At 64.1% G+C, this 24430-nt stretch carries 19 protein-coding genes; 12 read left to right on the top strand and 7 right to left on the bottom strand.

Going from position 1 to position 24430, the window contains the following annotated elements; genetic code table 11:
• The first annotated feature begins 386 nt into the window (after positions 1–386).
• The 3 genes from ACEN9P_RS08485 (at position 387) to ACEN9P_RS08475 (ending at position 5161) form a co-directional block, all read left to right on the top strand.
• Positions 387–806, top strand: a complete 420-nt coding sequence (locus ACEN9P_RS08485) for a 4'-phosphopantetheinyl transferase family protein (protein ID WP_477677862.1) — start codon at positions 387–389, stop codon at positions 804–806.
• A 129-nt stretch (positions 807–935) separates the two neighbouring features.
• Entirely contained in the window at positions 936–1916 is a 981-nt protein-coding gene (locus tag ACEN9P_RS08480; RefSeq protein ID WP_477664514.1) for a M4 family metallopeptidase, read from the top strand.
• A gap of 218 nt (positions 1917–2134) precedes the next feature.
• Positions 2135–5161, top strand: coding sequence for an ATP-binding protein (locus ACEN9P_RS08475; RefSeq protein WP_495621694.1), 3027 nt, complete (start codon positions 2135–2137; stop codon positions 5159–5161).
• Positions 5162–5170: 9 nt separating this feature from the next.
• Here the strand turns inward: ACEN9P_RS08475 and ACEN9P_RS08470 are convergent, their stop codons facing one another.
• Together ACEN9P_RS08470 and ACEN9P_RS08465 are read right to left on the bottom strand one after the other, a co-directional pair.
• On the bottom strand, positions 5171–5827 hold the full coding sequence (locus ACEN9P_RS08470; RefSeq protein ID WP_495621693.1) for a class I SAM-dependent methyltransferase: 657 nt from the start codon (positions 5825–5827) through the stop codon (positions 5171–5173).
• 21 nt (positions 5828–5848) lie between these two features.
• Positions 5849–6385: a hypothetical protein gene (locus tag ACEN9P_RS08465; RefSeq protein WP_495621692.1), complete on the bottom strand. Its 537-nt coding sequence runs from the start codon at positions 6383–6385 to the stop codon at positions 5849–5851.
• A gap of 364 nt (positions 6386–6749) precedes the next feature.
• On the opposite strand from ACEN9P_RS08465, the gene ACEN9P_RS08460 reads away from it, so the two are divergent.
• Together ACEN9P_RS08460 and ACEN9P_RS08455 are read left to right on the top strand one after the other, a co-directional pair.
• The gene (locus ACEN9P_RS08460) at positions 6750–7862 is read left to right on the top strand and encodes a response regulator (protein WP_477664510.1); all 1113 of its coding nucleotides are present in this window, start codon (positions 6750–6752) and stop codon (positions 7860–7862) included.
• A complete protein-coding gene (locus tag ACEN9P_RS08455; RefSeq protein WP_477701236.1) occupies positions 7859–11281 on the top strand; it encodes a hybrid sensor histidine kinase/response regulator in 3423 nt (1140 codons plus the stop codon). The genes ACEN9P_RS08460 and ACEN9P_RS08455 overlap by 4 nt, the downstream gene beginning before the upstream one ends.
• Here ACEN9P_RS08455 and phhA read toward each other — a convergent pair.
• Genes phhA through hppD form a run of 3 tightly spaced genes read right to left on the bottom strand, consistent with a single transcriptional unit; the run spans position 11278 to position 14166 of the window.
• Complete coding sequence (phhA, locus tag ACEN9P_RS08450; protein ID WP_477714949.1) at positions 11278–12183, bottom strand: phenylalanine 4-monooxygenase; 906 nt, start codon at positions 12181–12183, stop codon at positions 11278–11280. The two genes, ACEN9P_RS08455 and phhA, sit on opposite strands and share 4 nt — an antisense overlap.
• A complete protein-coding gene (locus ACEN9P_RS08445; protein ID WP_074579891.1) occupies positions 12171–12968 on the bottom strand; it encodes a transporter substrate-binding domain-containing protein in 798 nt (265 codons plus the stop codon). The genes phhA and ACEN9P_RS08445 overlap by 13 nt, the downstream gene beginning before the upstream one ends.
• 52 nt (positions 12969–13020) lie before the next feature.
• Positions 13021–14166 (bottom strand): 4-hydroxyphenylpyruvate dioxygenase, encoded by a 1146-nt coding sequence (gene hppD, locus ACEN9P_RS08440; RefSeq protein WP_477664507.1) that lies wholly within the window; start codon positions 14164–14166, stop codon positions 13021–13023.
• Positions 14167–14284: 118 nt separating this feature from the next.
• Between hppD and ACEN9P_RS08435 the strand changes: the two genes are divergently transcribed.
• From ACEN9P_RS08435 to lnt, 4 genes are all read left to right on the top strand, one after another.
• Positions 14285–14758, top strand: coding sequence for an Lrp/AsnC family transcriptional regulator (locus ACEN9P_RS08435; RefSeq protein WP_007867295.1), 474 nt, complete (start codon positions 14285–14287; stop codon positions 14756–14758).
• Positions 14759–15009: 251 nt separating this feature from the next.
• On the top strand, positions 15010–15756 hold the full coding sequence (locus tag ACEN9P_RS08430; RefSeq protein ID WP_477664506.1) for a GNAT family N-acetyltransferase: 747 nt from the start codon (positions 15010–15012) through the stop codon (positions 15754–15756).
• A gap of 895 nt (positions 15757–16651) precedes the next feature.
• Complete coding sequence (locus tag ACEN9P_RS08425; RefSeq protein WP_477662477.1) at positions 16652–17434, top strand: CorC family transporter; 783 nt, start codon at positions 16652–16654, stop codon at positions 17432–17434.
• A gap of 32 nt (positions 17435–17466) precedes the next feature.
• On the top strand, positions 17467–19101 hold the full coding sequence (lnt, locus tag ACEN9P_RS08420; protein ID WP_495621691.1) for an apolipoprotein N-acyltransferase: 1635 nt from the start codon (positions 17467–17469) through the stop codon (positions 19099–19101).
• Positions 19102–19210: 109 nt separating this feature from the next.
• Here lnt and ACEN9P_RS08415 read toward each other — a convergent pair whose 3' ends face one another.
• The gene (locus tag ACEN9P_RS08415; protein ID WP_495621690.1) at positions 19211–20119 is read right to left on the bottom strand and encodes a LysR family transcriptional regulator; all 909 of its coding nucleotides are present in this window, start codon (positions 20117–20119) and stop codon (positions 19211–19213) included.
• A gap of 265 nt (positions 20120–20384) precedes the next feature.
• On the opposite strand from ACEN9P_RS08415, the gene ACEN9P_RS08410 reads away from it, so the two are divergent.
• Positions 20385–21446 carry an asparaginase gene (locus tag ACEN9P_RS08410; protein ID WP_495622152.1) on the top strand — a complete coding sequence of 354 codons (1062 nt, stop codon included), beginning with the start codon at positions 20385–20387 and terminating at the stop codon, positions 21444–21446.
• Between the two features lie 81 nt (positions 21447–21527).
• Here ACEN9P_RS08410 and ACEN9P_RS08405 read toward each other — a convergent pair whose 3' ends face one another.
• Positions 21528–22304 carry an SDR family oxidoreductase gene (locus ACEN9P_RS08405; protein WP_477662473.1) on the bottom strand — a complete coding sequence of 259 codons (777 nt, stop codon included), beginning with the start codon at positions 22302–22304 and terminating at the stop codon, positions 21528–21530.
• A 159-nt stretch (positions 22305–22463) separates the two neighbouring features.
• On the opposite strand from ACEN9P_RS08405, the gene ACEN9P_RS08400 reads away from it, so the two are divergent.
• Both ACEN9P_RS08400 and glyQ read left to right on the top strand, forming a co-directional pair.
• Entirely contained in the window at positions 22464–23408 is a 945-nt protein-coding gene (locus ACEN9P_RS08400; protein ID WP_495621689.1) for a LysR family transcriptional regulator, read from the top strand.
• An 81-nt stretch (positions 23409–23489) separates the two neighbouring features.
• Positions 23490–24410 carry a glycine--tRNA ligase subunit alpha gene (gene glyQ, locus ACEN9P_RS08395; RefSeq protein ID WP_495621688.1) on the top strand — a complete coding sequence of 307 codons (921 nt, stop codon included), beginning with the start codon at positions 23490–23492 and terminating at the stop codon, positions 24408–24410.
• Positions 24411–24430 lie beyond the last annotated feature (20 nt).

Genomic DNA, 24430 nt, shown 5'->3' with positions numbered 1-24430 from the left:
TGTAACAAAGTTTTACCTCCTCATTTTGGAGGAGAACGCGGGTAATGGAAATACTGTGCGCGGCTTTATCTACAGAAGCATCGGAGTTGTTATGCTTGAGCAAAACCCATGGTAGATTGCATTTAGCTGCGGTTTTGATGCACTAAAGGTCCGCTTTGCGGCTGCCTTATGCAAAAACTGGGATGAACGTCGCCATCCTATGTCGCGGATGGGCTAGCCGCCTTGGGGAAAATATCGTCCGCAGTGTTCAACTTCTGATCCTGTGCTGAAGGCGATAGGGTGCCAGGTGAGCGAAAAGACTATCGGGATTTCAGATTGGATTAATTTTGCGCGTACTAATTGGGGCCGGTGTTTTTTCAGCGACAGGCTCCCTCCCATTTCAAATATTGCCTTTTCTGATTCTGTCTCTCGTGTCGGAAGGGCGCATTGATATCGTTTATGCCGGATGGGTGGGCTCTGCATATCTCATCGGGATGCTTTTCAGCACCCTGTTATTGCCTCTTTTCAGTGTGATCATCACGCTGGGACAGTTCAGCGTGCAAAAGAGCTATTCGACGCTTGCGTACTTCCTGCCGCAGCAGTATTCCGGCATCGTCCCGCCCGAAGAGCGCCGTCAGCGCCAGGCAACGCGCGCGGTGCTGCGAATGGTGCTTGGGCGTACCGGTGTCGCTGCCGCTGACGTTCGCATTGGCACGGGAGCCTATGGCAAGCCTTGTTTGGTGGATTGCCGTGCCATCGGTTTCAGTGTGCCGCATTCGGGCGGCTTGAGCCTGTTGGCATTTGCGCCCCGGCTTTTTTCGCACTGAAGGGCCGAATTCGTGAAACCCGCCTACCGCTGTTTTTGTTTTGCCGTCCCGTCCAAACTCTTTCGCAAGCTTGCCGAAAAATCAGGGGAGGAAGGGCGCCAGCGAATTGACAGCCACATCGAGCACAGCATGCGCTTGCGCACGCATCGCCATGTCTGCGCCAAGCAGGCGGTGGTGCCCCGCACGGTCCAGTCTCCCCAGGGCTTCATGCCTGCACAGGCTTACCGCCGCAGTATTTTTAATGCCGGCTTCGACACCGACCTGCCGGGCAAGCCGGTACGCCATGAAGGAGACAAGCCGGTCAAGGATCGCGCTGTGAACCAGGTCTACGACAACACCGGCATCGCCCTGGATTTTTTCCACCAGGTTTTCGGGCGGGATTCCCTGGACGACCGCAGCATGCGTGTGGAGTCGGCCGTGCATTTCGGCAAGGACTTTGCCAATGCCATGTGGACCGGCGAGCAGATGGTCTATGGGGACGGCGACGAGAACGTGGGGGGCTTCACCGAGGCGCTGGACATCATCACCCACGAACTGAGCCATGGCGTCATCCAGCACATGATTCCCGGCGGGCTGGGTGTGGTCAAACTGGCGCGCAAGGACCGCGAGTTCGAGGAGCAGACGCATGTGCTCCAGGGCCAGGCTGGCGCCCTCAACGAGTCCTTCTCCGACGTCATGGGCAGCATGGTCAAGCAGTGGCATCTGGGCCAGACGGCGGCCCAGGCCAACTGGCTGCTGGGCGAGAACATGCTCGCGCCGCAGCATGGCAAGGCCATACGCTCGCTCAAGGATCCCGGCAACCGCAAGCTGACCTGGTACGACGACGACCAGTTCAAGACCATGGAACAATACGTGGACGGTGCCGACGTCCACGACAGCTCGGGCATTCCCAACCATGCGTTTTACCTCGCTGCCCGAAAAATAGGCGGCTTCTCCTGGGAGAAGGCCGGCCCCATCTGGTACGAAGCCTTTCCCAAGCTCAAGCCCAAGGCCAGCTTTCTGGATGCGGCGCGGGCGACAAGCCGTGTGGCCAGTGCGCGCTTCGGCAGTAAGTCAAAAGAGTACATGGCCGTGGTCTCGGCCTGGCAGGCCGTGAAGGTCCTCCCCTAAGAAGCTATTCTCAGACAAAGCCACTCCAAGCCACTAATGCCTTGATTTGTTCCGGGGCTCGTGCAACGATTCGCTTAGTGGTTTTTCCTGTTGTGGAGAGGGATAAATAGAAGATGTCGTTGCGCTGCGTTTCGTGCCTGACCGTGAATCCGGTGAGCAACCGGTTCTGCGGTAACTGTGGCGCCGCTTTCGGGCTCAGTGTGCAAGAGCCGTCCAATTTGCCCTCGCCGGTCTCTGAAATCCAGTGGGGTGCACTCAAGCACGCCACCATTCTTTTTGCAGACGTCGTCAGTTCTACGGAGCATGTGGCCGGCCTGGACCCCGAGCAGGCCATGGAGCAGTTGCGGCCCGCCGTGCAGCGCATGTGCAATGCGGTGGAGCGTTTCGGCGGCACCGTCGTGCGCACGCTGGGTGACGGCATCATGGCCTTGTTCGGCGTGCCTCGCGCGCTGGAAGGTCACGCTAGCCTGGCCTGCGAGGCAGCGCTGGCGATGCAGGCGGCCTTCGAAGGCCCTGACTCGAGCCTGCGCATACGGGTCGGCCTGCATTCGGGCCAGGTTGCGCTGGACCCCGAGGCGGTCGACGCCACCCGCGGCGGCGGCGTGCACGGCCACGCGATTCACCTGGCCAGCCGTGTGGTGGCCCTGGCCGAGCCCGGCGGCATCTGCATGACGGCCGACTGCCTGGCGCTGGTGCGCTCGGCCTGCGACGTCCGGCCTATGGGGAAACATCCGCTACGGGGCATCACCGAGCCCGTCGAATTGCACGCCCTGCTGGGCATGAAAAACGACGTGCAGAACCACAGTTTCCATGAGGCGGCGCTGTCGCTTTTTCGGGGACGGTCGCAAGAGCTGGCCGCGTTGCAGGACGCGCTGCGCAATGCCGAGAACGGCGAAGGTTCCGTGATTGGCTTGTCAGGCGCGCCCGGCTCAGGCAAGAGCCGGCTCTGCCACGAATTTGCCCAGTGGTGCCATCTGCGCCACGTGCCCGTCTTCGAGGTCAGGACACAGCTTTACGGCCATGCCACGCCCTTGCAGCCGGTCCTTCAGTTGCTGCGCAGCTGTTTTTTCCACATCACGCCGGCGCACGATGCCGCAGCTGCGCGGGAATGCATTGTGCGGGGGCTCGCAAAGCTGGGCGCCGTCTCTGCGGACGACCTCGCATTGCTCAGCGAGTTCCTCGGCGTGGCCGACGCGAACAGCCAGTCTTGCACCCTCAACCCCAAGGCGCGGCGTGCCCGGCTGCTGGGCTTGCTGCATGAACTGGTGAAGCAGGCTGGCGCCGCCACCTCCGTCATCGTTTTCGAAGACCTTCATTGGCTTGACGACGCCAGCGCGGAGTTTCTCTCGGCCCTGGTTGCCGCTGTAGCCGGAACCAGGACACTGCTGCTGCTCAACTACCGGCCGGGTTACCAGGCGCCCTGGTGGACGATGCGCCACTTCCGGGCGATTCAGCTGGCGGACCTGAGTCTGTCCGATACGGAAGAGCTGGTGCGCGAGCGGCTCAGGCATTACCCCGAGTTGCTTGATTTTTTCCCGCTTATCGTGGAGCGCTCCGCTGGGAATCCCTTTTTTGCAGAGGAATTGGCGCACTCGCTGATTGAAAAGAGTGTCGTACTGGCGGCTTCAAGCCAGAAAAAATCCGATATCGCCTCGCTGGCGCATGCCCTGCCGGCGACCGTGCAGGCCGTCATCGGCGAACGCATAGACCGGCTGGTGGTCACCCAGAGAACGCTGCTGCATGTCTGTGCCGTGATCGGCAAGGAAATTCCGCTGGCCGTGCTGCAGGACGTTGCCGTGTACCTGGTGAGCCAGCTGGAAAGCGGCCTGGACGGTTTGTGCGAGGCCGAGCTGCTGCAGTTGCTGCGCGAGATCGCGGGCGGGCGGCGTTTCGCCTTTCGCCATCCGCTCATCCAGGAGGTGGCCTACAGCACGCAGCTCAAGGCGCGGCGCGCCAACCTGCACGCCGCGGTCGCGATCGCCATGGAGGCGCACTACAGCGCGCAGCCGGGCGAGTTCGCCGCGCTGATCGCCTACCACTACGAAGCCGCAGGGCAATTGCTCAATGCGGCGCAGCACGAGGCGCGCGCCGCGAAGTGGACCGGCTCCACGAACTCGGCGCAGGCCATCAAGCACTGGCGCAAGGTCTGGACCCTGCTGGATGGGCAGGAGCGCTCACCGCAGGTCAACAGCCTGCGGGCCCTCGCCGGCGGAAGAATCGTCTACCTGGGCTGGCGTGAGGGGCTGAGCCCCGAGGAAGTCCAGAAGATCACCCAGGAGGCCATCGGCCATGCCAGCGAAGCCGACAGCCGGCTGGTGCAACTGCTGCTGTTCGCGCAGGGGCGGATCCTGCAGTCCGGCGGAGGCGCAGCCGATGATTATGTGGAGTGCGTCCTCAAGGCCTTGTCCCTGACGCCGCCCGGCAGGGATGCCGGCCGGGTCGCGATGCTGAACGTGGCCCTGAGCCAAGCCTATGCCTGGGCGGGCCTGCTGGAGCAAGGCCTGGCGGCCAACGATGCCGCCATGCAGGGCGTCGCAAGCATCGACCAATTCGACCGGGAATTCATCGATTTCAGCATTGAGCAATGGGTGCTCGGCATTCGTGCGCGCCTGCTGATCCGCATGGGACGTTTCGACGACGCCAGGGAATGCCTGCAAAAGATGCTGTCGGCCGACGAGGGTCCGGGCGATCCTGTGATCGGGCAGATCGCCCACCACCTGCATGTGGAGCTTGCGGCCGCGACGCAAAATACCATGCTTGCCAAGGAGCACGTCGCTGTCGTCGTGAATCTTGCGCAACAATATGCCAGTCCCTATTCAAAAATCTTTGCGCTCTGGTGCTCGGGGCTGGCCGAGGCCAGTGCGGGAAATTTCTTCGCTGCTCAGGAAAGTCTTGCTGCGGCCTTGAGTCTTATTTCGAGCACAGGGGTGGCGGTAGAGTTTGAGGCGGAGATTCGGGCCTGCCTGGCGGAGTGCCATCAAAAATCGGGCAATCTTGAGCTGGCGCTGGAAGCTGCCAGGGAAAATATCGGGATATCCAAGCCTCGGAACAACCGTCTGGCCGAGTGCCGCGCGCTGATCGTCTGCGGAGGGGTCTTGAGCCAGAAAGCAGATGCCGGTTCCTGGCAGGAGGCGCTTTCACTCTTTAACCAGGCCGAGCAGCTGATTCGCCTGACGGGCGCCAAGATCTATGAGCAGACCCTGCATAGCGAGCGCGGCCGCGTTTTGCAATTGATGGGGAACTGAGTCCGTAGCTCAGGGTAACCGCACCAGCAGGGTGTACTCGCGCATGCCGTAGTTGTCCAGCACCTCCACTCCGGCGCCGAACTCCCGCGCGCAGTGGTCGCGCCAGACGGACGACGGGGCCCTGTAGAGCTCGGGCTTCGGGTCTGCGTCGTGAGTCAGTGGCGCGAGAAAGTTGACGGCAAAGCCGCGGCGGCTGGTAAGCCGCAGCGCGGCCAGTGTTTGCGCAACGAACTCGGTCCAGAGTGCGTCAGACTGGTCCAGCTTCACATTAAAGATGCCGCTGGCAATCGAGTAATCCGCTACGCGGGGGCTCTTGCTGGCGACGGCAAATTCCGCGTTGCCGCGCTTGCGCCACAACCGCCGTGCCTGCGCAATCATGGCCTCGGATAAATCCACGCCCAGATAGCTGATCTCCTTTCGCCGGTGCCGCCTGGCCAGAAATGCCAGCAGAGCGCCGTAGCCGCAGCCGACGTCGGTCAGGGAGAAGGGCGCTGAAAAGTCGCACAAACGCAGGAGTTGCACGAAGCGCAACTCCTGAGTCGGCCGGCACGGCCAGTCCACCCCCAAGGGGGTCGGGCCGTAAGTTTCGACCTTTTGCGTGTAGTACTGGCCAATCGCCGAATGCAAAGCCGCCAAGGCGGGTTCAGCGGACAGGTGCCCGGTCATCGCGGCAATCGGCCAGACGGCTTATTTCTTGGCGCGTTTCTTGGCCGCTGGCTTGGCAGCAGGTTTGGCCGCCGGCTTGTCGGCAGGTTTCTTGGCCGCCGAAATCGGCTGCATGGGGATGGAGATCGTCAGGTAGTCCTGTTCCAGGTAGTGGATGGGCTGGCTCTTGTCGATGATCTTCACTTCCGTGTTCGACTTGTCGCCGCGCATGTCGTGGGAGGTGAAAAAAACCGGCAGCGGTGTTTTGGAAGCCAGGTTCTTGATGAGCGCGTCCACGATGGCGGCGTCGCCATCCAGGCCCTTTTTGTTGGAACCATGGCGGTACAGGTTGCCCAGCAGGTTCTGCCAGAGGTTTTTGACCTCGTTGTTGCGCGCACCCAGGTTGAGCGCGGCGCAGCTCATCTTGAACGAACGGCCCTTCTTGAAGAGCTTGAACTCCTTTTGCAGGGCGACCATTTCCAGGATGCCGCCGAAATGCGACTCTTTGCCCTGCGAGGGCGCAAAGCGCAGGTTCAATTCATCCAGCATCGTTCCGATGTAGATGTCGTGTTCTTTCATGAAATAACCCATAGATTTCTCCTGCTGTTTCGATTGATGGAATGACCGCGGTGTTTTTGTAACTCTGCTACGGGCGTTGAGCGCCTCTTGTCAGGAGCCTTGTTTCCCCCGAAAACCGGTCATTTCGTGGATAAGGGAAAAACTCCTCATTTGGAAGGATATCGTAAGCGAAGTAACAAACTATTACGCCCTCTTTTTGTAGGAGGGATTACCCGGTAGGCAAAGAATTAGACCCGATCTCGCGCTTGTGAAAAAAAACCGCTTCGAAGAGTGCCCTTGCACCGCGCTTTTTCCGGACATTGCCGACAAAATAAGGGCCCTAGCTTCCTGAACCCCCCAGAACACAACAGCGAGAGTCCGGTATATGCCCTTGATCGTGGTGATTGATGATGACGCAGGCACGCGCATGCTGGTCACCCAGGTGCTCAAGAAGGAAGGCCATGAGGTCATGGAGGCCGACGACGGCGCCAAGGGCCTGGAGCTGATCCGCGAATTCAGGCCGGACGTGGTGGTCAGCGACATCCAGATGCCCCAGCTGGACGGCTTCGAGGTGCTCGACAGGGTGCGCAACGACGACGCACTGGCCACCACCGCCGTCATTTTGCTGACCTCGCTGCAGGACCGCACCCACATGCGCCAGGGCATGACCACCGGCGCCGACGACTACCTGACCAAGCCCTTTGCCCCGCAAGAGCTGCGCGAAGCGGTCAACGCGCAGCTCAACAAGCTCACCCGGGCGGAGGCCATGCGCGCCCAGGTGGTGGACAAGGCCGTCCAGCTGGCGCTGGTGGAGCAAGGCCAGAAGATCAGCGACCTTTACGAGATGCGCATGGCGCAGTCGTTGAGCCAGCAGTGGCCCGAAACCGGCGCGGTGCAGGACAACGACAAATTCGCCAGCGCGACGGTGCTGTTCGCCGACATGCGCGACTACGGCCTGTGGACGCAGTGCCTGTCCGGCCCGGAACTCAGTGATGTCGTCAAGCGGCTCTACAGCAGTGTCGGCGACACCGTCTACCTGTTCGGCGCGCACTACATGCAGTTTGTCGGCGACGGCATGTTGTGCGTGTTTGTCGACGCCGCCGACACCCAGTCGGTCAACCACGGCCTGCGCGCGATTCGCGCGGCCCTGGGGCTGGCCGATGCCACCAAGCGCATAGACACCTATGTGCGCCAGCGCTTTCCGGAGCGGGGCCTGCCGAACTTCGCCCTGGGCGTGGCCCTGCACACCGGCCCCGTCGCTTTTGCGCGCCTGGACGGGCTGATAGGCCGATCCGGCCAGACCACGCCCATAGGCGACACGGTAGCCGCCGCGCTCAGGCTGTTCCAGGGCCAGCCCTCGCTGGACTGGACCATCGCCGCCAGCGTGCAGGCCACGCGGCTGGTGACCGGCGCGGTGCGCACCGGCCGCCGCGCGCTGGTGCAGATCGCGGGACGCGCCAAGCCGCTGGATACCGTGGAAATCGTGGGGCTGGCATGAGCGCGCGCCAGATGGCGGCCGCGGCAGGCAGCCTGCGCGGGCGCAGCTGGTCGCTGCGCGCGGTGCTGGTCACCAGCTTGCTGCTGTTTTCGCTGGTGCCGGCCGCCACCGTGGGCTGGTTCTTGTACCGCAGCAACCTGCAAAGCGTGCAGACACTGGCCGAAAAAACCGTGGACGGCGTGGCGCAGCGGGCGCAGATCAGCACCCAGGAGCACCTGGCGCAGGCCCACGTCGTGCTCAACGGCCTGGTCCAGGACCAGCCCGGCGAGGCCGGTGTGGCGCGCGCCCGCCAGCTGATCCAGAACCCCAACCTGTTCGAGCAGACCGCGTTTGCCATGACCCGCATGACGCCCCAGGTGCCCCACATGGTCCTGGCTACCCATCGCGGTGAATACCTGGGCGTCGAGGCGCTCGCCTCGGGCGGCGGCCACGCCACGCAGGTGGCGGTGCGCAAGGAAGGCGGCCAGGGCCGCACCTTCTTTTCCGCCGAATATGCCGGCGACCGCCGGCAAAAAACCAGCACCGAGGCCGCGAACCATGAGCCCCGCACCCGCGCGTGGTACCAGGGAGCAATGGAGAACAAGGGCCGCAGCTTTACCGCCGTGGCACCTTCGGAAGCCCACAACCAGCTGCTGATCACCCTGTCGCAGCCTGTTTACGGCGCGGACGGCGGCTCGCTGGGCGTCTTCGCTGTCGACCTGCACCTGGCGCGCCTCAAGGAACTGCTGCAGACCATGGTCTTCAGTGCCCACGGTACGGCTTTCCTGCTCGACGAGAACGGCTTGTTGGTCGCCAACTCCACCATAGACCCGCTGTTCTCCGCGGCGCAGGGCAAGCTTGAGCGCAGGCGACCGATGGACAGCCGCAATGCCATCGTTCGCAGCGCCTACAACGAAGTGGCCTCCAGCCTGGGCAGGACGCTGCCCGACAGCGTGCAGCGCGTGGCCTTTCTGCACCGCGTGCCCATGGAGGGCGACACCCTGATCGTGGTGCTCAAGCCTTTCGGAGAGAACCTGGGCTTGCGCTGGAGCCTGGTGGTGGCTGCTCCCGAGAGCGATTTCGCCGCCGCCAGCCAGGCGGCCTTGCGCAACACCCTGGCCGTGATGGCCTTCGCACTGGTGCTGGGCGCGGGGCTGGCGACCTGGCTGGCCTACCGCCTGAGCCGGCGCTTCCGGGGCTTGAGCGTCGCCGCTGCCCAGCTGGCGCGCGCCGAGGTGCCGCAGGTGCAGCAAAACGCCCGCATCACCGAGGTGCGGCAGCTGTCGCAGGCCATGCACGACAGCGCCGAGGAAATCCTGCGCAACCGCGCAGCCATCGACGCGCAGAACATCGCCCTGCAGGACGCCAACGAGACGCTGGAAGCGCGGGTCGCCAGCCGCACCGCCGAGCTGGCGGCGTCCCGCGAGGAGGCCCTCGCCGCGGCGCGCGCCAAGGCCGCTTTCCTGGCCACCATGAGCCACGAGATCCGCACCCCGCTCAACGGCGTGGTGGGCATGACCACCCTGCTGGCTGACACGCCGCTGGATCCCGAGCAGCGCGACTACCTGCACACCATGCGCGTTTCCAGCGACCAGCTGCTGGGCGTGATCAACGACATCCTGGACTTTTCCAAGATCGAGTCCGGCAAGCTGGACCTTGAAAACGAACCGCTGAACCTGCTGGCCACCATCGAGGAGGCCTGCGACATAGGCGCGCCGCGCGCGCGCGAAAAAGGCCTGGAGCTGCTGGTCGACATGGGCGACGAGCTGCCCACCTGGGTGCGCGGCGACGTCACGCGCCTGCGCCAGGTGCTGCTGAACTTCGTCAACAACGCCGTCAAGTTCACCGAGCGCGGCCAGGTCATCGTCTCGGCCCACGTGCTGGAGGACGCTACCCCCGAGCGCGGCGGGCTGATCGAGTTCCGCGTCAAGGATTCCGGCATAGGCATTCCGCTGGACCGGCAGTCCGCGCTGTTCCAGTCCTTCACCCAGGTCGATACCAGCACCACCCGCAAGTACGGCGGCACCGGCCTGGGCCTGGCCATCTGCAAACGACTGGCCGGCCTGATGGGCGGCGGCGTCGGGCTGGAGTCCGCACCCGGCCAGGGCTCCACCTTCTGGTTCACTGCGCGGCTGGGTTATGCCGATGCGCCGGAGATCGCCCAGCTGTCCTCGCTGCACATGGTCAGCCTGGCCGGCAAGCGGGTGCTGGTGGTGGACGACACCCCGGTCAACCTGCGCATCCTCGACAAGCAGCTCAGGCGCTGGGGCATGGAGCCCGCCCTGTTCGAGCGCGCCAGCGAAGCGCTGGACTGGCTGCGAAGCCAGCCGCCCGTGGACGTGGTGGTGACCGACATGCACATGCCCGAGATGGACGGCCAGACTTTTGCGCAGACCCTGCGCGAGCGCCACCCGGGCACCCGCATCGTGCTGCTGACCTCGGGCACCATGCCCACCGGCGAGCAGGCCAGGGTGTTCGACGCGCGCCTGCTCAAGCCGTACCGGCAGTCCCAGCTGTTCGAAGCCATCGCCCGCGTCACCTCGGCGCAGGAAGCGGCCAAGGCTGTGGCCGAAGCCGGCAAGCCCGAGCTGCGCAACCAGTTCATCCTGGTGGCCGACGACAACGCCGTGAACCTCAAGGTGGCCCTGGCCATGCTGGCCAAACTGGGCTACGAGGCCGCCACCGCCCTCAACGGGCGCGAGGCGGCGGACCGTGTGGCCGCTTCGCTGCGCCCCGAAGGCGGCGTGAGCAGCCGCGACGGCCCGCGGCCCTATGCCGCCGTCCTGATGGACGCCAACATGCCCGTGATGGATGGTTTTGCCGCCTCGCGCGAGATCATCGCGACCCACGGCGCGGCCGCGCCGCCCATCATCGCGCTGACGGCTTCGGTGCTCGAAGAGGACCGCCAGCGCTGCCTGGCGGCCGGCATGGTGGGCTTCCTGCCCAAGCCGCTGCGCATCGACGAGCTGTCGGAGGCGCTGGCCCGCTACGCCCGCAAGCCCGAGGATGCCGGCGCCGCGAGAATCATGGCGGCCGAAGCCATGCCGGCCCAGGGCACGTCGCCGCAAGCCGGGGCGCCCTCAGTGGTCCTGATGGACTGGAGCCGGCTGGAGCAGTTCAAGGAATTCGACGACGAGGAGCGCAGCATGACGCGCGAGGTGATTGCCTTGTTCGCCAGCGACGCGCCGAACCGCATCGACGACATACGCGCGGCGCTGGAGGCTTCGGACAGCGCCGAGCTCTCGCGCGCCGCGCACGCCCTCAAGGGCGCGGCGTCCAACGTGGGCGCCGAGGCCCTCAGCGATGCCTGTTTTGTGCTCGAGCAGTCCTGCCTGCAGGGCCAGTGGCCGGCCGATGCGGGCCAGCAGGTGGCGCGGGTGTGCGAACTGGCCGAGCGGACCCGGCACGCACTGAACGACTGGATGGCCAGCCCCGCTTAGGCCGCAGCCTGCGTCCGGGCCAGCTCTTTGTAGAAAGGCGTGAAGTCCGGCTCCGTCAGGCGCAACAGCGCCTCAAAGCTGTCGATCACGAAGTATTGCTGCTGGAAGGTGTCGATCTTGTAGGTCGAGGACATGCAGCGCAGCAGCTCGGCGTTGTCGCGCAGCGGGATGCGCTTGGGCTCGGACGACTCCACACTCCAGGCCAGCTCGCCCGGGCTGCTCAGGATGCCGGCGCCGTAGGCGCGGACGTCGTCGCCGCCTTTTTTGTCGCGCATCAGGCCGAACTCAATGGTGTACCAGTACAGGCGCGAGAGCATCTCGACCGCGCCGGGAATCGGCTGCGTCCCATGGGTGCCGTGCTCCAGCGCATGCGCCTTCAGCGCGCCCTTGCCGTAGGCCTGGATGTGGTCGGCGTAGCTCGGGTCGAACAGCAGCGGCACATGGCCGAACAGGTCGTGGAAGATGTCGGGCTCGACGATGTAGTCGAACTCGACCGGTGTGCGTATCCAGTCCGTCACTGGGAATTTGCGGTTCGCCAGCAGCGTGAAGAACGGCACCTCGGGAATCAGCCCCGGTACGCCCACCAGTTGCCAGCCGGTGGCCTTGAAGAGGCGTTCGTTGATGTCCTCGAAGCGCGGGATCGCGTCGCTCGCGCCCAGGCTGGGCAGGGCCTTGATGAAGGCGCTGCAGGCCCGTCCCGCCAGCAGGGCCGATTGGCGCGTGTAGAGGCGCCGGTAGGTGTCGTGGTCCTGCGCGGTATAGGCCGCGTAATTTTGCGGGCAGGTGTAGTCCGCGTTGACCTGGCCGCCGCGCGCATAGTCGCCGCGCGGCGGCCGGTCGGACTGGCCGTACACCGCCGGCGGCGGGGTGCTATTGCTTTTGCTGTCGGCTACTTCAGCCATTGGCTCTCCACACGTTGGTATTCACCGCTGGCGCGCGCCAGGTGCAGCCACTGGTCGACGTAGGCCTTGAAGGGCACGTCGCCGCGCGGCAGCAGGTAGGCCATTTCGCCGTACTGCAGCGGCTTGTCGGGGTTGATCGCGCACAGGCCCGGCTTGAGCCTTTGCTGGGTGATGGCCTCGGCCGATTCGGTGACGAACACGTCGGCGCGGTTGGCCAGAATTTCGTCAAAAATCGTCAGGTTCTCGGGGTTGAGCCGCATCTGCGCTTGCTTGAAGTTGGCGCGGGCAAAACGCTCGTTGCTGCCGCCCGGGTTGAAGATCACGCGCGTCGTCGGCTTGTCGATGTCGGCCACCGTCTGGTACTTGGCCACGTCGGCGCAGCGCGCGATAGGCGTCTTGCCGTTGACCATATAAGGGGCGCTGAAAAAAGCCTTCTTCTGCCGCTCGGTGGTCACCGAAATGCCGCCCACGGCCAAGTCGCATTTGCCGGCCGTCATGTCGGGCATCAGGTTGGACCAGCTGGTCTTGACCCATTCCGGCTTCACGCCCAGGCTGGCCGTCAACGAGGCCATCAGGTCCACGTCTATGCCCTCGAAGCTGCCGTCCGGCTTCTGGAAGCTGAAGGGCTTGTAGTCGCCCGGCGTGCAGATGCGCAGCACGCCGGCTTTTTGCACGGCGTCCAGGCTGGACGCGGTCTGGGCCGAAGCGGCGCCGCAGGCGAGCAGCGATGCCGAGGCGAGGCCGAGCAGGGCCAGAGGGCGTTGCAGTTTCAGGCGAAGGGACATGGCAATCTCCGTAAGGGGGTGGTCGATGGGAGCTTTATTGTGCCCCCGCTTTTCAGGCTGCCTTTGCGTCCGCCAGAACCCCGCGGCGCATCTGGTCCAGTTCGATGCTCTCGAACAGCGCCTTGAAATTGCCCTCGCCGAAGCCGTCGTCGCCCTTGCGCTGGATGAACTCGAAGAAGATCGGCCCCAGCTGGTTTTCGCTGAAGATCTGCAGCAGCAGCGCGCCTTTTTTGCCGTCCACCAGGATCTTGCGCTTTTTCAGGTCCGCCACGCTTTCGCCGTGGCCCGGGATGCGCTTGTCGACCAGCTCGTAGTAAGTGTCTATGGTGTCCAGCAGCTTCACGCCGCTGGCGCGCAGCGCATCCACCGTGGCGAACAGGTCGTTGCTGCCCATGGCGATGTGCTGAATGCCTTCGCCCTGGTAGCGGTCCAGGTACTCCTGGATCTGGCCGGCCTTCTCATTGCCTTCTTCGTTGATCGGGATGCGGATCTTGCCGCAGGGGCTGGTCATGGCTTTGCTTTTCACGCCGGTGACCTGGCCTTCGATGTCGAAGTAGCGGATCTCGCGGAAGTTGAAGAGCCGCTCGTAGAAGCCGGCCCATTCGTCCATGCGGCCGCGGTGCACGTTGTGCGTCAGGTGGTCGATATAGGTCAGGCCGTGGCCCGCCGGGTTCAGCGCATCGGCCTCGACGCCGGGCAGGGGCTCGAAGTCCACGTCGTAAAAGCCGATGTTGCCGATGTCGCCGGGCTGCGCGCCATTCTTGCCGCGCCACTTGTCGATGAAATAAATGATGGAGTCGCCGATTCCCTTGATGGCCGGAATGTTGAGCTCGCCCGGGCCCGCCGTGTGGGCATAACCCCAGGCGCCCAGCGAAATCGCGCGCTCATAGGCGAATTTGGCGTCCTTCACGCGAAAGGCGATGGCGCAGACGCTGGGGCCGTGCTGGCGCGCAAAGCGCTGCGCGAAGGAGTCGGGTTCGGCGTTCAGGATGAAGTTGATGCCGCCCTGGCGGTACAGCGTCACGTTCTTGTGGCGGTGTTTGGCGATCGGCTTGAAGCCCATGCGCACAAACAGCGCCGCCATGGCGGCCGGGTCGGGGGCGGCGTATTCGATGAACTCGAAGCCGTCCGTGCCCATGGGGTTGTCCCATGCCGCGCCTTGTTCAAAGTTCAGGGCGGCGTCGGTGCGTGCATTCATGCATGTCTCCAGAATGTTGGGGGTATGCATGGGACTTTAGCGGCGCCGCCCATCAGTTTTACTGCGAAATAGGGCGTTTGAATTGCCTTGAACGCAATAAAACTGCAAAATAAGTGACATGGAAACACTCGACAAGCTCGATCGCCAGATTCTGCGCAAACTTCAGGACGACGGCCGTGCCACCTACGACCAGCTGGCCGAACAGGTGGGCCTCTCGCCCAGCGCGGTGCTCAGGCGCGTCAAGCGGCTCGAGGAGAGCGGCGTCATAGACCGCTATGTGGCGCTGGTCAAACCCGAGGCCGTGGGCCTGGGCCTGACGGCTTACCTCAACGTACGGCTCGAAAAACACACTGAAAGCCACAAGCGCAACCCCATGGACCTGTTCCGCGCCAGCGTGCAGACCTGGCCCGAGGTGGCCGAATGCGCGGCGCTGACAGGGGAAATGGACTATTTGCTGCGTGTACTGGTCGAGGACATGGCCCACTACAGCCGCTTCATCATGGACACCCTGCTCAAGCACCCCAGCGTGCAGGACTGCAAAACCAGCTTTGTACTGGACCGGGTCAAGGCAACCACAGCCGTGCCTTTGTGAGGTCTGGGCGAGTCAGCCCCGCGTCAACAACCGGGTAGCCAATGGCTGTGTGCTGGATTTGGCAGGACGCGGGCCTGAATTTTGTTGTTGCGATGCAACATTTTTCCCTCCAAAGCCGATTCACTATGATTTTGATAGCTTATTGAGTCCTATTGACGAGCCAAGTGCCTGGTTTTGGCTGGCCTCCCTATTGAGGGCCTTTGAGAAGCCCTTAGGCTGGGAATTCTAGGGAAAACCCTTATATTGAAGCCATGGTTTCACCCGGCACACTTTTAAAAGCATCCTACAACGCGAGCAAGGAGTTCTTCCGCCCGCCTGTAGCAGAGACGCGCGCGCCCCAGCAGCAGCCTGCCGCCGCCCCGCACGTCCAGCCAGTCATGGTCCCCATCCGTTCCATAGGCCCCAGCCACGGGGAACGCATCGCCACCCATTTGCTGGCTCTGGGCGAACACGACCGTTATTTGCGCTTCGGCTACGCAGCCAATGACGAGCAGGTGCGCCGTTATGTCGACAGCCTGAACTTCGACCGCGACGAGATCTTCGGCATCTACAACCGCAAGCTGCAGCTGATCGCCATGGCCCACCTGGCGCATTCGACCGACCCCAACCTCAAGAGCTGCGCTGAATTCGGCGTCTCGGTGCTGGCCCAGGCCCGCGGCCGGGGCTACGGTTCGCGCCTGTTCGACCGCGCCGTGATGCACGCCCGCAACGACGGCGTCGACATGATGTTCATCCACGCGCTCAGCGAAAACACCGCCATGCTCAACATCGCCCGCAAGGCCGGCGCCACCATCGTGCGCGACGGCTCCGAAAGCGAGGCCTACCTCAAGCTGCCCCCGGCCGACCTGGATTCGCGCATGACCGAAATGGTCGAAGAGCAGATCGCCCAGACCGATTACCGCCTCAAGGTCCAGGCCAAGCAGTTCTGGGACTTGCTGGGGGTGATCCAGGAAGTGCGGCAAGGGGTCCGGGACGGTAGGGACCGGATGCCCATGTAGTTTGGGTGACCTGGCTGGTCGGGCTGTCTCTCTGCTGAGGGCGGTTGGCCGGGGGTTGCCCGGCGGCAACTCACTTTTCTTTTGCTTCGCCAAAAGAAAAGTAAGCAAAAGAAAAGGCGACCCTGGTGTCTGCGTCCCTCCGCTTCGCTACGGGCAACCTGCGGTGCTCGGTCCAGCCGGGGTCTGGCTAAACTCGCTACGCTGCGCTTCGCTCAGACAACGCCAGCCCTGATCCGTCTGGACCTCCGCTCCTCGGCGCATACACAAGGGGGTGGGACAAAAATACCAATACCGAAAACCACAAGGACTCGCTATGGCGAGTCCTTGTTTGTATTTGTCTTCTTGGTATTTGTCTTCTGTCCCCGCTCCCGATTGCCCCGTCCTGGCTGGGCCGAGGAGCGCAGACGTAGGCGGATCAGGGATCGCGCTTGTTTGAGCCGAAGGCGAGTTTGCGCGAGACCCCGCCGTAGTCGAGCACCGCAGGTTGCCCGTAGCGCAGCGAAGGGACCCAGACTGCGGGTCGCCTTTCTTTTGGGTACTTTTCTTTGGCGAAGCAAAGAAAAGTGACTCGCCCGCCGGGGCGAGACCTGGCCAGCTGAACTAAGAAAAGCGCGCGCCGCCGGCGCAAGACCCGGCTCAACCACTACAACCAAAGATTTCGTCCAACCCCAACCCGATACTCAATTGCTATCAAACAAGTAGCACCACAGCCCCAGTCACAAAAGGTTGGCAGGAGAAATTTCCTGTAAACCCTGCCGCCCCACCCTCACCATCAAAGATTTCAGCTATCCTTACCCCCTTCACAACTACCGACCGCCATCACGTGTCCGACGTTCCCCCCAGTCGGTCTTCCAGGCCAGAAGACAAGCGAGGCTTTCTGCAAAAGCTCGCTGAAATGCTCCACCCCGGTCCCGACTCGAAAGACGAGTTGATCGAAACCCTGGTGGAGGCCCAGGACAATGACGTTATTGGCGCCCAGAGCCGTGAAATGCTCGAGGGCGTGATCCGCATGGCCGACATGACGGCCGGCGACGTCATGGTGGCGGCGCCGCGCATGGATGTGATCAACATCGACGCGCCTTTCGACGAGTTGCTGCACCTGGTCATAGACACCGCCCATTCGCGCTTTCCCGTCTATGAAGGCGAAAAGGAAAACATCCTCGGCATCCTGATGGCCAAGGATTTGCTGAAACTGCAGCGCGCGCCCGAACTCAACATCAAGGCCTTGCTGCGCCCCGCCGTCTTCGTGCCCGAAAGCAAGGGCCTGAACGACCTGCTGCGTGAGTTCCGCGGCAACCGCAACCACCTGGCCATCGTGATCGACGAGTTCGGCCGCGTGGCCGGCCTGATCACGATTGAAGACGTGCTTGAGCAGATCGTCGGCGAGATCGAGGACGAATTCGACATTGCCGAGGACGAGGGCGACATCTTCGGCTTGACCGACCACACCTACCGGGTCAGCGGCGACACCTCGATAGAGCGCGTCAACGAGGCTTTCGGCGTGACGCTGCCGGAAACCGATTTCGACACCATAGGCGGGCTGGTGGCGCACGAGATGGGCCATGTGCCCAAGCGCGGCGAACACTACGCGCTGGCCGGCCTGCAATTCACGGTGCTGCACACCAAAGGTGGCGCGGTGCGCTGGTTCAAGGTATCGCCGGTATCCGCCGGCGTCTGACGACACACACAATAAAGTAAAGAGGGCAATATATGGCACGGGACTCGATCCACAGCATGATGTCCCACCTGCCGACCTTGCCCGCCTTGCTCGAGCACGCGCGCAACCTGCCGCCGCGCAAGGGCTTTTCGCCTTTCCAGCTGGCCATGGTGCTGATTGCCGGCTGCCTGCATGCCGCCAGCATGGCCTGGCCCTTTGATTTCGGCTTCATACAGGGCCAACCCCTGGGGGGCATGCAGCTGCTGGCGATGTTCCTGTTCGCCGCGCAGATCGACAGCTGCCGCTCCATGAAGCGCGCCGCCTGGCTGGGCGTCGCCTTCGGCACGGCCATGCTGTGCAGCACCTTCTGGTGGCTGTTCATTTCCATGCATTTCTACGGCGGGCTGGCCGCGCCGCTGACGGTGCTGGCCGTGGTGCTGCTCGCGGCCTTTTTGTCGCTGTACTACGCGGCGGCGGGCGCGCTGTTTGTGCGCCTGGCGCCGCGCCGCAAGCTGCCGCGCGCCCTGGTGTTCGCCTCGCTGTGGCTGCTGGCCGAGCTGGCGCGCGTCGAATTTTTCACCGGCTTTCCCTGGGGCGAGGGCGGCTACGCCCATGTGGACGGCTGGGCCAGGCCGCTGGCGGCCTGGGTGGGCGTGCACGGCATCACCTTCCTGGCGGCGCTGGCCGCCGCCTGGCTGGCCATGGCCCTGCGCGCCTCCCGCATGCAATGGGTGACCTCGATTGCCATCGTGCTCGCCTGCTTCGTCTTGTCCTACCTGCCTGTCCAAAGCGGCCTGCCGGGCGCGCCCGTCTTCACAGCGGCCGCCGAGCCGCTGCAGGTCACGCTGCTGCAGGGCAACATCCCGCAGAATGAAAAATTCCAGAGCGGCACCGGCGTGGCCACCGCGCTGCAGTGGTACGGCCAGCAGCTGCGCGACGCAAGGACGCCGCTGGTGGTGGCGCCCGAGACCGCCATTCCGCTGCTGCCCATGCAGTTGCCCGACGGCTACTGGCGGGCGCTGCAGTCGCGCTTTGCCACGGGGCAGCAGGCGGCGCTGGTCGGCATGCCCGTGGGCAGCCCCCAGGCCGGTTATGCCAACTCGGTGGTCGGCTTCAAGCCCGGGCAGCCCGAGCTCTACCGCTTTGACAAACACCACCTGGTGCCTTTCGGCGAGTTTGTTCCGCCCGGTTTCCGCTGGTTCATCGACATGATGCGCATCCCGCTGGGCGACTTCAACCGCGGCGCGGTCGGCCAGGCTTCCTTTGAATGGAAAGGCCAGCGGCTGGCGCCCAACATCTGCTACGAAGACCTGTTCGGCGAAGAGCTGGGCGCGCGTTTTGCCGACCCGGCGCTGGCGCCCACGATTTTTGTCAACGTCAGCAACATCGCCTGGTTCGGCAACACCGTGGCGATAGACCAGCACCTGCAGATCTCGCGCATGCGCGCGCTCGAATTCAGCCGCCCCATGATCCGCGCCACCAACACCGGCGCCACCGTCATCATCGACCATACCGGCAAGGTCACGTATTCGCTGGAGCGCCACACGCGCGGCGCACTGGTCGGCGAGGTCGAGGGCCGCAACGGCATCACGCCCTATGCCGAGTGGGTGTCGCGCTACGGCCTGTGGCCGCTGTGGGGCCTGGGCCTGGGTGTCGCAGTTCTGGCACTCTTGTTCCGCCGTCGCTGAGTTCGTCCGCCTCTTTCAGCAGGGGCCGCGGAACTGGCTTTGCCAGGCCGCAGGCGCCGCCCCTGGAAGGGGGAAGGCGCTACACGAAGTGAGCGTCCGAAGGGGTGGGTTAACTTGTTGCTGCCATCACGCCGTGAAGCAAATCCGGGATCATTTCCAGCATGCGCAGCGCATCCTGCCCCGGCGGCGTGCTGGTGGCGAAGTACATCTGCAGCGGCGCATGGGCGAACTCATGCAGCGGCACCGCCGTCAGAGAGGCCGGGTCCAGGTTGCTGGCCGTGAGAAAGTCCACTACCGTCCAGCCCATGCCGCGCCTGACCAGCTCCAGCGCCAGCCGCGAGGTCTGCACCTGCAGGCCCGCCGGGGCGCTCAGGCCCAGGTGGCGGGCCAGCTCGTCGATCGAGCTGCACATCGGGTCCTCGCCCACCAGGCGTATCAGCGGCATGCCGGCCAGGAAGGACATCGGGTTCTGCCGGCGTGCGCGCACCGCGCGCTGCCAGATCTCGCGCGTGACGGCCAGGTAGAGGGGGCCGCTCACCAGCGTCGTGCTGGTCAACAGCGGGTGCGGGTGTTCGTAAAAACCCAGCGCGAAGTCCACGCCGCGCGTCAGCAGGGCCTGCACCATCTGGTCCTGGTGCAGGGTGCGCACCTCGACGCGCACGCGCGGATGCCGCGCCATGTGCCGCTCCAGCACCAGCGGTAAAAATTCGTGGCTGATGGACGGAATGGCCGCCAGCCGCACCTGGCCGTCGGCCGCCTGCCGCAGGTTGACGGCCATGCGCTTGAGCCCGTCCAGTTTCTGGTGGATTTGCGTGGACTCCTCAAACAGCACCCGCGCCTCCGGCGTGGGCGCCAGCGAGCCCTTGCCGCGCGTGAACAGCTTGTAACCCAGCTGCAGCTCGGTGTGTGAAATGGTCTTGCTGACGGCCGAGGGCGTGATGCAGATCAGCCGCGCGGCGGCGCTCATATTGCCCGTCTGCATGACGGCCTGGAAGACTTCAAGTTGCCTGAGGTTCATCGTGGTGCCGGGTGCCGGAGCGGGGAAAAGGGGTAGGCTGCTGTGGGGTGTGAGTTTTATTCATACCCCTCGTTACATTATGCATCGCCGCTTTTTGATGGTCTGGCTACGATGAGCCACCTTTGGCCTGGTGCCGGAGGAGACATCGGGGCGCGGGCCCAAGGCATTGACACTTTTTCACAGCTGTCTTTCAGGGCCCGCGACCCGGCAAAACTATTTCACCTTCCTGGGATATCTCATGCAAATCGCTTCCACCCTCCTGAAAATGGGCGCCGGGCTCGGCTTCGTCGCCTTCACCGCGCTGGGCACGCCAGCCTCCGTGCTGGCGCAAACCGCCGGCAAACCCAATGTCGTGATCCTGGCCACTGGCGGCACGATTGCCGGCGCCGGCGCTTCGGCCCTGAACAGCGCCACCTACGCCGCCGCGAAAGTGCCGGTCGACAAGCTGCTGGCCGGCCTGCCCGAACTGGCCAACATCGCCAACGTCAAAGGCGAGCAGGTCTCGCAAATCGCCTCGGAAAGCTTTACCAACGACAACCTCATGAAGCTGGGCAAGCGCATCTCGGCGCTGGTCAAGCAGTCCGACGTGGACGGCATCGTCGTCACCCACGGCACCGACACGCTGGAAGAAACCGCCTACTTCCTCAACCTCGTGATCCGCACCAGCAAGCCCATCGTGGTGGTGGGCTCCATGCGTCCCGGCACGGCGCTGTCGGCCGACGGCGCGCTCAACCTGTTTGACGCCGTGAGCGTCGCCGCCAGCAAGGATGCGGCCGGCAAGGGCGTGCTGGTCACCATGAACGATGAAATCCAGAGCGGACGCGACGTCACCAAGACCATCAACATCAAGACCGAGGCCTTCAAGAGCCAGTGGGGCCCGCTGGGCATGGTGGTGGAAGGCAACAACTACTGGTTCCGCGCGCCCGTCAAGCGCCACACCGCGCAGTCTGAGTTCAATATCGACGACTTCGATGCGCTGGCGCCAGTGGAAATCGTTTACGGCTACGGCAACGTCTCGCGCACCGCCCTGGACGCCGTCGCCAGGACCGGCATCAAGGCCCTGATCCACGGCGGCACCGGCAACGGCTCGGTGGCCGACCGCATCGTTCCCGCGCTGCAGGAAGTGCGCGCCAAGGGCATACAGGTGGTGCGCTCCTCGCGTGTGCCCGAAGGTTTTGTGCTGCGCAACGCCGAGCAGCCCGACGACAAATACGACTGGGTGGTCGCGCACGACCTGAACCCGCAAAAAGCCCGCATCCTGGCCGCCGTGGCCCTGACCAGGAACGTGGACAGCAAGGAACTGCAGCGCATCTTCTGGCAGTACTGAGTCTTTCCGGGGCGTAAAGACAAAAGGGCGATGCCGGTAACGGCATCGCCCTTTTTTCATGGGCCGGTGGGGCCTGGCTGCTTAGAGCTGGCTCATGCCGCCGTCGACGATCAGTTCGGTACCCACGATGAAGGCAGCGTCGGGCGACGACAGGTAGACCACGGCGCTGGCCACCTCATCGGGCGTGCCGAAGCGCTTGACCGGCACTTGCGCCTGGATGCCGGCGGCCAATGCATCCAGCTGGTCGGCGGGCACGCCCAGCTTGCCGTAAAGCGGCGTCGTCACCGGGCCGGGGCTCACCACATTGACGCGGATGCCGCGTCCCACCAGTTCGGCCGACAGCGTCTTGGCCAGCGAAATCAGTGCGGCCTTGCTGGCGGCATAGACGCTGGAGTTGGGCATGCCGATGTGGGCGTTGATGGAGCCGTTCAGGATGACGGCCGCGCCCGTGTTCAGCAGCGGCGACAGCGCCTGGATCGCGAAGAAGGCGCCCTTCACGTTGACGTTGAAGGTTTGGTCCCACAGCGCTTCGTCCACGCTTTCGAGCGGGGCGAATTTTGCGACGCCCGCGTTGATGAAGACCGCGTCCAGCGTGATGCCCTGGGCGCGCAGCGCGCCGGCCAGCGCTTGGGCGGCGCCGCTTTCGCCTGCGTCGTTGCGCAGCGCAATGGCGCCTTCGCCCAGTTGGGCTTTGGCTTGGTTCAGCGTGGCCTCGTCGCGGCCGGTGATGATGACGCGGGCGCCTTGTGCGGCGAATTGCAGCGCCGTGGCCAGGCCGATGCCGCTGTTGCCGCCCGTGACGAGCACGGTCTTGTTGGCAAAACGGGGTGTGAAGGAGGCGGTTTGTGCGGTGGTCATGTCAGTTTCCTTGAGTCGTTTGTTGAAGGGGTTTCTGGTTCGGCGAGCCTTCTGGCTTGCCGATGGGTCCAATGTACGATTCATGTTCTCTAAGAAGAAGGCCTGAAAAGTGTTTTAATCATTCAGGTTTTATGAATATCAAGCACTGGAGACGCCGCCATGGACCGTTTGCGAGCTTTTGAGGTGTTTGCCGCCGTGGTGGGTCGCGGCAGTTTCACGCGCGCGGCCGATGCGCTGGACACTTCGCCGGCCAACGTCACGCGTTACATCAACGAGCTGGAAGCCCACCTGGGCACCCGCCTGCTCAACCGCAGTTCGCGCAGGCTCTCGCTCACCGAAAGCGGCGAGGCGCTGTATGAGCGCAGCAAGTCCATCCTCGAGGAGGTCGCCGACGCTGAAGCGCTGGCCTCGTCGGCCACCTTGCAGCCGCGCGGGCGCCTGCGCATCAACGCGCCCGTGAGCTTCGGCATACGCCAGTTGGCGCCGCTGTGGCCGCGCTTCATGCAAACTTATCCCGGCGTGGAGCTCGACATCGCGCTCAGCGACCGTGTGGTCGACATCGTCGAAGAGGGCTACGACCTCGCCATCCGCATCTCGCGCGCCGGCCCCGCCACCCACGCGGCGCGCAAGCTGGCCACCTCCTGCAACATCGTCTGCGCCGCGCCCGCCTACCTCAAGCAGCACGGCAGCCCCCGGGAGCCGGCCGACCTGGCGGCGCACCGCTGCCTGGGCTACACCTATGCGGCCACCGCCAATGAATGGCATTTCGTCGACGAGCAGGCGCGCCCGCACAAGGTCAAGGTCCAGTACGTCATGCATGCCAACAACGGCGATACGGCCCGTGAAGCGGCCCTGGCCGGGCAGGGCATCATCTGGCAGCCGGCCTTTCTGGTCGGCGACGACCTGCGCGAAGGGCGCCTGCTGCCCTTGCTGCCGGGTTACCGCATGCCCGACATCGACGTGCTGGCCGTCTACCCCAGCCGCCGCCACTTGAGCGCCAAGGTCCGCGTGATGGTGGATTTCCTGGCGCAGGCCTTCCAGGACGGGCCTGCCTGGTACGTACCGCCCGACGCGGCCCCCGCGCGCCGTCGCCGCGTAAAATGACCGGTTTAGCACTGCCGCCGACGCGGCCTTGCCTTTCCGGCGCCTGCACAGGCGCCGCGCTTTTGTCCTGAACCCATTCCTATGCTCACTTTCCAGCAAATCATCTTGAAGCTGCAGTCCTACTGGGACGCCCAGGGCTGCGCGCTGCTGCAGCCCTATGACATGGAGGTCGGCGCCGGCACCTCGCACACCGCGACCTTTCTGCGCGCGCTGGGCCCCGAGCCCTGGAAAGCCGCTTATGTGCAGCCCAGCCGCCGCCCCAAGGACGGCCGCTACGGCGAGAACCCCAACCGCCTGCAGCACTACTACCAGTACCAGGTCGTGCTCAAGCCGGCGCCCGCCAACATCCTGGAGCTCTACCTCGGCTCGCTCGAGGCCCTGGGCTTTGACCTCAAGAAAAACGACATCCGCTTCGTCGAGGACGACTGGGAGAACCCCACGCTGGGCGCCTGGGGCCTGGGCTGGGAAGTCTGGCTCAACGGCATGGAAGTCACGCAGTTCACCTACTTCCAGCAGGTCGGCGGCATAGACTGCAAGCCCGCCACCGGTGAGATCACCTACGGCCTGGAACGCCTGGCCATGTATTTGCAGGGCGTGGACAACGTCTACAACCTGGTCTGGGCCGAAGGGCCCGACGGCGCCAAGCTGAGCTACGGCGACGTCTACAAACAAAACGAGGTCGAGCAGTCCACCTACAACTTCGAGCACAGCGACGCCGATTTCCTGTTCACCGCCTTCAGCGCGCATGAAAAGCAGGCCAAGCACCTTATTGAGGTGCAACTGGCCCTGCCGGCCTATGAGCAGGTGCTCAAGGCCGCGCACAGCTTCAATTTGCTCGATGCGCGCGGCGCCATCAGCGTGACCGAACGCGCCGCCTACATAGGCCGCATCCGCAACCTGGCGCGCGCCGTGGCGCAAAGTTATTACGAAAGCCGCGAGCGCCTGGGTTTTCCGATGGCACCGCGCGAGTGGGTGCAGCAGTTGCCCAAGAAAGCCGCCTGAGGACTTCGCGCCTTACTCCG

It is taken from the genome of Polaromonas sp. Polasp52, from assembly GCF_059491565.1.
The sequence above is the reverse complement of the archived record's forward strand: the minus strand, read 5'-3'. Positions and strand labels throughout refer to the sequence as shown.